Source organism: candidate division KSB1 bacterium (genome assembly GCA_034506335.1).
Classification (GTDB): Bacteria; Zhuqueibacterota; Zhuqueibacteria; order JANLFK01; family Oleimicrobiaceae; genus Oleimicrobium.
Genome location: JAPDPR010000018.1, coordinates 46,445 through 54,327, shown reverse-complemented (window position 1 = coordinate 54,327; position 7,883 = coordinate 46,445). Strand labels below are relative to the sequence as shown.

Annotated in this window: 4 protein-coding genes; all 4 read left to right on the top strand. The window is 58.3% G+C overall.

The window, feature by feature from the left end:
• Window positions 1-1,556 (top strand): T9SS type A sorting domain-containing protein (locus ONB25_07420; GenBank protein ID MDZ7392703.1); only part of this gene is annotated, 1,556 nt, incomplete at its 5' end.
• A 1-nt stretch (window position 1,557) separates the two neighbouring features.
• Window positions 1,558-4,638 carry a trehalase family glycosidase gene (locus ONB25_07415; GenBank protein MDZ7392702.1) on the top strand — a complete coding sequence of 1,027 codons (3,081 nt, stop codon included), beginning with the start codon at window positions 1,558-1,560 and terminating at the stop codon, window positions 4,636-4,638.
• A 53-nt stretch (window positions 4,639-4,691) separates the two neighbouring features.
• Window positions 4,692-5,741: a hypothetical protein gene (locus ONB25_07410; GenBank protein ID MDZ7392701.1), complete on the top strand. Its 1,050-nt coding sequence runs from the start codon at window positions 4,692-4,694 to the stop codon at window positions 5,739-5,741.
• Between the two features lie 29 nt (window positions 5,742-5,770).
• Window positions 5,771-7,840, top strand: coding sequence for a T9SS type A sorting domain-containing protein (locus ONB25_07405; protein MDZ7392700.1), 2,070 nt, complete (start codon window positions 5,771-5,773; stop codon window positions 7,838-7,840).
• The last annotated feature ends 43 nt before the right edge of the window (window positions 7,841-7,883 follow it).

Sequence of the window (7,883 nt, the reverse complement as noted above, 5' to 3'; positions counted from 1 at the left end):
CGCAAGTGAGCTACGTATGGTTGCTGGACGGCCAGGAGGTTTCCCGAGGGCGAGCGGATATCCCAGCTGGTTCCCTCGTTACTTTGGACTATGAATGGCCATGGTCGTTCGAACGACACGAGCTGGAGTTTTTCATCGACCCCGAGAATCAGGTTCCCGAGGAGGAGGAAGGAAACAATGCACTGCTTGTGGTTACCAACGCCCTGGCCGTAGGCTTTTACGTGGAGCAAAGCGTCTATGACTACTTCCACCAGTACCAGAGGGAACTGGGCGTGCATGCGAATTCGTGGGAGGATTGGGCGCAGCGGCACGTACGACGCTGGAACAAGATGTTTGCGGAGGCCGTGTACCCCGAAACGCCATCGGGCGTGCTGGACCGCATTCGCATCGATCACATCACCATCGTTCCTGACGGAAGCCTTCCCTTGGCTGGTGGATTAGCTACCAACACACCGAACCTCCAGGATCGGACCGTTGACCTACAATGGGGATTTCCCGCGAGTCTGCTCTCCACGGGCTTTTATTCCAACCACACAAGTACGGGTGACAACAATCCCTTCTTTTTCGAGGGCTCACTGCTCCATGAGCTGGGGCATGCGCGCTACCTAATCGACCTCTACGGTTTCAATGTGCACGATGACGGGAAGGGGAACACGGTTGCCATCAAGGAAGGTGGTCAGCTCATCGTGGGCACCCCGTTCATGCCAATGGTGGGTGGTGATGCGGTCCACTACACCCCGTACAAAGGGCTGATGAATGGCGAATACACATGGGTTGACCGCTATAGTGCGGTAGCATTGAACCTAATCGCAGGTCATAGAGCCACCGAAGGCAACTACAACGCCCCGGGCAACATCGGGGTTTTCATGCAAGACTTGCCCTTTGACAACTGTGTGACCCTCGAGGATCAGGCAGGCAATCCCCTCCCTCAGGCGCGAGTCTCCATCTTTCGCGCAACCGGACGGCCAGGGGTGTGGTATGGCAAGTACTTCGACGATACCCCAGACCTCACTCTGTGGGCCAATGACTTGGGCGAAGCCTACGTGGGACGGTGCCCGTTTTCGGCCGACGGTGTCATCGTCCACGACTATGGGCTTTCCAACGCTGTCGTGATCCTCAAGGTAGAATGCGGAGACAGGGTGGGCTATGGGTTTTTGGAGTCCACGGACTTTAACATGGAGTATTGGCGGGGCCATATAGAGCTGGGGCGCTACACACTCCGGGTCAATATGCTGCCGCGGACCGCCTTGGGCTCGTCGATCGCCGAGCATAGGGCCGTGCTCCCGACGTTAAGCCCTGCCTTTCCTAACCCCTTCAACCAGACCACAGAGTTTGTTTTTTCGGTGGGAGGACAAGGACATACACAGGTCGCCATTGTTGACGTCGCAGGGCGGGAAGTCAGAACGCTGGTTGACCACTACCTTGCCCAGGGGCAATACCGGGTGAAGTGGGATGGTCGCGACGTGCATGGCGTTGAAGTCCCGTCCGGAGTGTACTGGTGCCGGTTAAGCAACGGCATCCTGGTGCGGCAGCAAAAGGTAACGCTCCTGCGATAGCATGACCACCCGACATGCGACATGGCGCCGCCGCTTCGGATGTGTCACCTGGGTGTTGGCCCTTTTCCTGTCGCCGAGCGGCACTTGGGGGCAGCATGAGCTTTCTTCCCTTTGGGTGACCGGAACAGACCCGCTATTCACCACCTATGCAGCTCCTTTGAGCCGTTCGCAATTTGTGCTAGACGAAGGGTACCAGTTCAAATTCTATGAGGCGGAAAGGGGCATCGAGTTTGCGACCGACAATGGCGGCAGTCTTGGTATCGTGTTCAAGATGGACGGTCGCCTATGCTACCTTCTGCGCGATATGCACGGGCAACCGGTGGTGACTGCTTCCTATAGCGATCTGGTGCGGTATCAGGTGCGGCCTTTTGCGGACATTGATGTGCAGGTGAGTTTCCAAGTCTACAGCTCCCGAATCGCCATTCAGGAAACCACAGTGGGCAACGTAGGCCAGACGACACACGAGCTGGACATTTACCTGCTCTTTTCGCATCCCCAGGGTGTGGTGGAACCGGTTGTCATAGACAACGGGCGAGGCTTTGCCTGCGGCCACGAAGAGCCCCCGGACTGGTGGACGACTGAGCATGGCATTCCGCATTGTCGGTATGTGACAGACCTGTTGTTGCTTGACGCCCGGGCGCAGGGGTACGGCGGCTACAACCAGCTCGGTGGAGTCCCGCTTCCGCCCTTGGCCAGGCAGGGCACCGGAGACAGTTACTGCCTTGAATGGGGCGAGGTTCGTCATGCTGACGGTAGTTTGTGTTTGCACCAACCGCCTGAGGTGCAGCAACTCATTTGGCGATTAGGCAGGGAGGAGGAGATACTCACTGAGGAAACACCCCAGTGGGGCGAGCCGAGCTCAAACGTGCCCGGCAATGGGTTGCAAGCCTGCGAACTGGGCAACTTCCGCAATCCTCCCCTCCAGGTCGGCGACACCGTCATGGTGGCGTTCACCTGTAGCGCCAGTGGCGAGCAGGGTGTAGGTCGAGCTACAGTGAGTCAGCTTCCTGTTCCCGGGGGAATACGAGTTGATGTCATACTTTCGCCCACGGTGATACCGCCGGCGCCAAGGGACGTCCGCGTCCACTTTGCGGCGAACAACCAAGCAGCGGTGGTGAGCTGGGTCCCGGAGCCGGGGTGTCGCTACAGCTTGTACCGGCGGACTGCCGGTACCCCGGGGCGCTACGACTTGGTGGCTAAGGATTTGACTGACCCCGGCTATCTGGACATGGGTCTGAATCCGGATAGCAGCTACCGATACGTGCTCTTAGCCGCCGATGCGGGTGGCAGGTGGGGCTGGCGGTCGCAAGAAGCAGGCCGGCCGGCGGTCCGTGTCTTTTTCGCCGATGTAACCAATAGTCGTCTATCTGGCCTTTTGGACGACGAACCCCACGTGCTGGCTCTGCAGCGCTCAATGCGTCTCCATCCAGGCGAGAGACGTGGGTTCCGCTTGATCCGCGCGGTCATCCCCAGGGGCGGCAACCTCGACAGCCTGGTCGCGGCGTGCGATCGGCTCATGAGCTACGACATGGACCAGGCTTTGCGGGAGGACGAAGCGGCCTATGCATGCGTCCCTGAGCCTTCTTCGCTGAGCACACCTGAGCGCCTGATGTACTGGAGCGCCTTTTCCATGATGCGACAGTGCATGATGCCACCGGAAGGAGAGTGTTCATTCAACTACTACTTGTTTTCTCGCGAGCCCACTTGGGGCTGGGGGCACGGGGGACAGGTTTTTCACGAGAGTCTGGCTATGCTGGCCTACGCGTACATGGACCCCGAGGGTGCGCAGAACTCGCAGCGGGTCTTTGCCGAGCGCATGAACAGCCGCAGCGAGTGGCCAGACGGTTACATCCCCTATCGCGTTGGCCCGTACTTGAATGAGCTCCTCTTCTGGGCCAACGAGCACTCTTCCTCGGCCCCCTGGTTCAATTGGGAGAATTGGGAGGTATTCCGCATCACCGGCGACACCATCTTCTTGCGGGATATGTACGAGTGCGGCAGCAGGTTCCACGATTTCTGGGTCAGGGAGCGCGACGATGACCGAGACGGGTTGTGCGAATGGGGAGGCGACGCCTTTCTGGAGTCGGTGCGGGACTATAACGTGATCTGGCACCTTCTGGGTGGCTATACAGACCCGCACAACGCCAACAAGGTGGAGGCGCTTGACCTGAACTGTGAACTCGTGATGGAGGAAAGGTCACTGGCCAAGATGGCCGCCGCGCTGGGCCGCCACGAGGAAGCTCAGCGCTGGGAGCGCCTAGCCCAGGCCCGCGCGGATGCGATCAATGCCCTGATGTGGGACCCGGAGACGCGCTTCTACTACCACGTGGAAAAAAATACCCACACCTTTACCTACCGCTCGACAAACGACTTGCGCCGCAAGGAACTCATCGGGTTCCTCCCGCTCTGGGCTGGCGTGGCCAATCAGGCCCAGGCGCGCTACCTGGTGGCCGAAGTTCAGAATCCATCCACGTTCGGGCGGCCGTACGGGGTGCCTTTGCTCGCTCATGACGACCCTTATGACGGCTACGACGCACAGGCAGTGTACCCGGAATGGAACTATTTGGTTTTCCGAGGGCTGTTGGAGTATGGCTACTACAATGAAGCTCGGGATTTGGCGGAAAGGGTGTGCAGCGGAGTCATCGCCACGCTGTCCCGTTTTCACGATTTCTACGAGTCGTACCACTGCGACATGCCTCGGCCCTCGGACTCATGGCTGCACACCTACATTTGGACCGGCGTGGTGGCGCGCATGCTCCTTGATCTGAACGAAGTGGGCGCCCAGGTCGAAAAAGAGCCTGGCGCCGACAAGGGCGTTGTCCTGCAGGTCTACCCCAATCCGTTCAACACCCGCCTCGAAGTGTTCTTTACGCTCGACAAAGAGGAGGTGGGCTCCCTCGTGCTTTATGATGTTGCCGGCCGCGAGGTGTGCAGACTTGCCGAGGGACGACTCCCCGCAGGCCAAAGCCGGAAAGTGTGGGACGGTGCATCACGGGAGGCGAAAATAGGCTCAGGCGTATATTTCCTCGTTCTTCGGGCGGGGACTTCCCAGTGGAGCACGAAGATTGCATTGGTGAAGTGACAGCATGTGCAAGGATGGTGGGGAACTGGAAGACAGCTCAGGAGGGTCTTGCGATGCGTTTTGGCGGTAGGTTGTCGCACCACACACTTCTAAGCTGGCTGCTGCTTGGCAGCGGAACCATGCTCAATGCAGGCGAGCGGGTCCCGGCGCCTCCCTACGAGGTGCCCGTGGTGGTCGTCTCCTACTTCCCCGTAGCCGGCGATTCCATTGACATCACGGTCACAGGTGATTGGGGCAGGAGCCTTGCTTACACACGCGCCAAGACCGATAGCCTCACCAAAAGGATCGCTGCCTGCTTGGAGGAGGGCTCGCGTTTTCGTGCGTACAAGAACCCGCAGGCGAAGCCGAGTCTTAAGTATCGGGTTCTGAAGAAATTCGAATTTCTGGAGCCCTTGCCCTTGCGATTCAAACCTGGGCACGCGTTGCCGATGCCCGATTACTATGCTGTGGTCACCCGCATCAATGTCAAGTACTGGGTGGAGAAGAAGGGAGTCAAGGAGATCTGGCTGTGGGCGTACCATGGCGGCAAGTTGGATCTGTGGGAGTCCAACATGGCTGGCCCATTTGGTGATGTGAGCAACAGCGATCGCGATCCCACCGATCTACCAACGCTTGGGAAGACATACACCTTGTACCACTATAACTACCAGCGGGGCCTTTCGGAAGCCATCGAAGACCACATGCACCAAATCGAGGCAGTGCTAAATTTTGTTGACGGTAGGGACGTAACCCCCGAGGAGAAGTGGCCTGAGCTCCTCTTTTGGGGTAAATTTGTTGGGAGCGACAAGACCCACAAGATCGTGCGCCCGGGATGTGGTTGGGCTCATTACCCGCCGAATGCGGAGCGCGACTATGATTGGAAGAACCCGCGCATGGTGTGGACGGACCTGGAAGACTGGCGCCCCGATGGGACTGGCGAGAAAAAGCAGGTGAATTGTCAGCGCTGGAACTGCAACAGCCTTGATTGGTTCATCTTGTGGATGCAGAGCTTGCCGGGGTGGAACAACGGTCTGGAATACGAAGGTCGTCCACTCACGAACTGGTGGGTGTTCATAGGTGATTTTGACCATGCGATGAAACGAATGCTGCGCTTAGTGCAGTAGACGTGTCAAGGTTTGGAGGAGCTGGTACCATGAGTTCTATAACGGTGAAAAGGTGGAAGCGTGCAGTCTTGTCCACGCTTCTGGTGTTGCCGTTGGCAACCTGCCTGGCACAGGTCACACAGATTGGGGCCATTGACGTGCTGGGCGGCATCAATGCCGGCACGATTGTAGCGACAACCCAGCCGGAGCTAGTGTATGGAGCTCTGGACAAGATCTTTGACGGGAACGGTTTTACCAGCGGCGGCGTGCAAAACTCCGCAACGCTGACCGTGACGCTTCTCTTTGACAGCGCCCTTGTACTCAAGGGGAGCAAAGTCTTTTTCTGGATGGAGGGGCTTTGGTCGTTGGAAGCAGCAGGGCAGCCAGAGGACTTGCTCAATCGCAGCGGTTCGTACCAGCTGCTGGTGGACAGGCGGGCGTGCCATTTTTTCACCTGGGACTCTGTGTCCTTTTCGAGCGAGCGTGTGCGGGTGGTACGCCTTAGCGGGAGGAACACCCAGAGTGACAGCAGCTACGCAATCCTCGGCGAATGGGTGCTGTACAGCGGGCGCACGCTTGTCGGGCTCAGGATTGTCCCCTCGGACTTCAAGATGGTGCCTGGCACGAGCCTGCAGGTGACGGCCAAGACTGTTGACAGCGAAGGCAGGGTGTGGCCATATACTTTTCCGACCCCTGTGGCATGGAGCTCCTCCAATCCGGACGTGGCCTACGTGGGGGAAATGGGCGATGTGCACGCGGTCGCCGTGGGCAGTTGCGACATCGTAGGCACCAGCGGGCCCCTCACCGGCACCACACGTTGCACGGTGGTGGAGGACTTTGTCGCTGAGAAGGTCCAACCGATGGTCCTGCCTGTTGCGGTAGTGCTCCAAGACCAGATCATCGACAAAGTCAACAAGAGGCGCATCCACCAGGTCCGAGGATGGGCAGACCCATTAGTCCTGGTGTACCAGCTGGTGGAGGAGTTCTACCAGTGCAGCGACGGTGTGATTCAATACCAGATCGTGGAGATCCACGACGACGTGCAATGCTTCTCGCGTCTGGATGGGAAATTCATGTCGCTGGACACTCTTGCCTACTATTTTGGTCCGGGCGGAAGGCTCTACGGCAGGACCACGCCAGGTACTTTGCAGTACATGGCAGAGATCGAAGATCGTGTCAAGTTCGATTACGCGGCCATGATTGATTACCATCACTTTGACCAGAAAAGGAATGAGGGACGCATCACCGAGGTGTGGGTCTACACGTTCCCCTTCGGTGGGATGTGGGAGTCGCAGCTCATAGGGCCAGGAGCTTTTTGGTATAACTCGCCGCCCATGAACCACCCGGGCTTGCGGCGTTTGTTGCCGGTGATGGGCTGGAACTATGAGCGCGGCATTGCTGAAGCCCTGGAAAGCTACGGCCATCGCTCAGAAAGCGCCCTGGCACACACTTACGGGCGGTGGGATCCCAATGCTTCTTCCCCCAACAATTGGGAGATCTACACCACCATCGACAAAATCAAACCGGGCCAGGCTCATGTGGGTAACATCCACTATCCACCAAATGGCATGAGTGACTATGATTTTGGTAATCATCGCTATGTCACCACCTACGCTGACAACTGGAAGCGCTATCCCATTCTCCTGGACCAGACGCGGGTGATCAACTGCTCGGAATGGGGCTGCTCGCACTTGGGGTACATGCGCTGGTGGTACAGCCATCTGCCGCGCTTTGTCGGGGTCACGGACGGGATTCTTAACAACTGGTGGCACTACATTGTGGATTACGAGGGCGCGGTAGAGGAGGCAGCGCGCCAGAGCAGTGGTGTCCAGGAGGGCCAAGGTAGTGGTCTCCCCAAGAGATACTTTCTGGGGCAGAACTATCCAAACCCTTTCAACGCTCGGACCCTTATTCCGTTTTCCCTGGCCCACGGTGACAGAGTGAGATTGAAGGTTTACGACGCCTTGGGCAGAGAGGTGGCGGTCCTGGTCGACGAAGTGAGGGCTCCTGGTACCTACACCGTCACATTGGATGGGACGGCACTACCTTCTGGTATCTTCTTCTATGAACTTGTCGCGGGCAGCGAGAGACAAGTGCACAAATGCCTCCTTCTCCGCTGAGTTCATCGCGCGGGAGGAAGGGCATCTGAAGCCGTGCCACTGG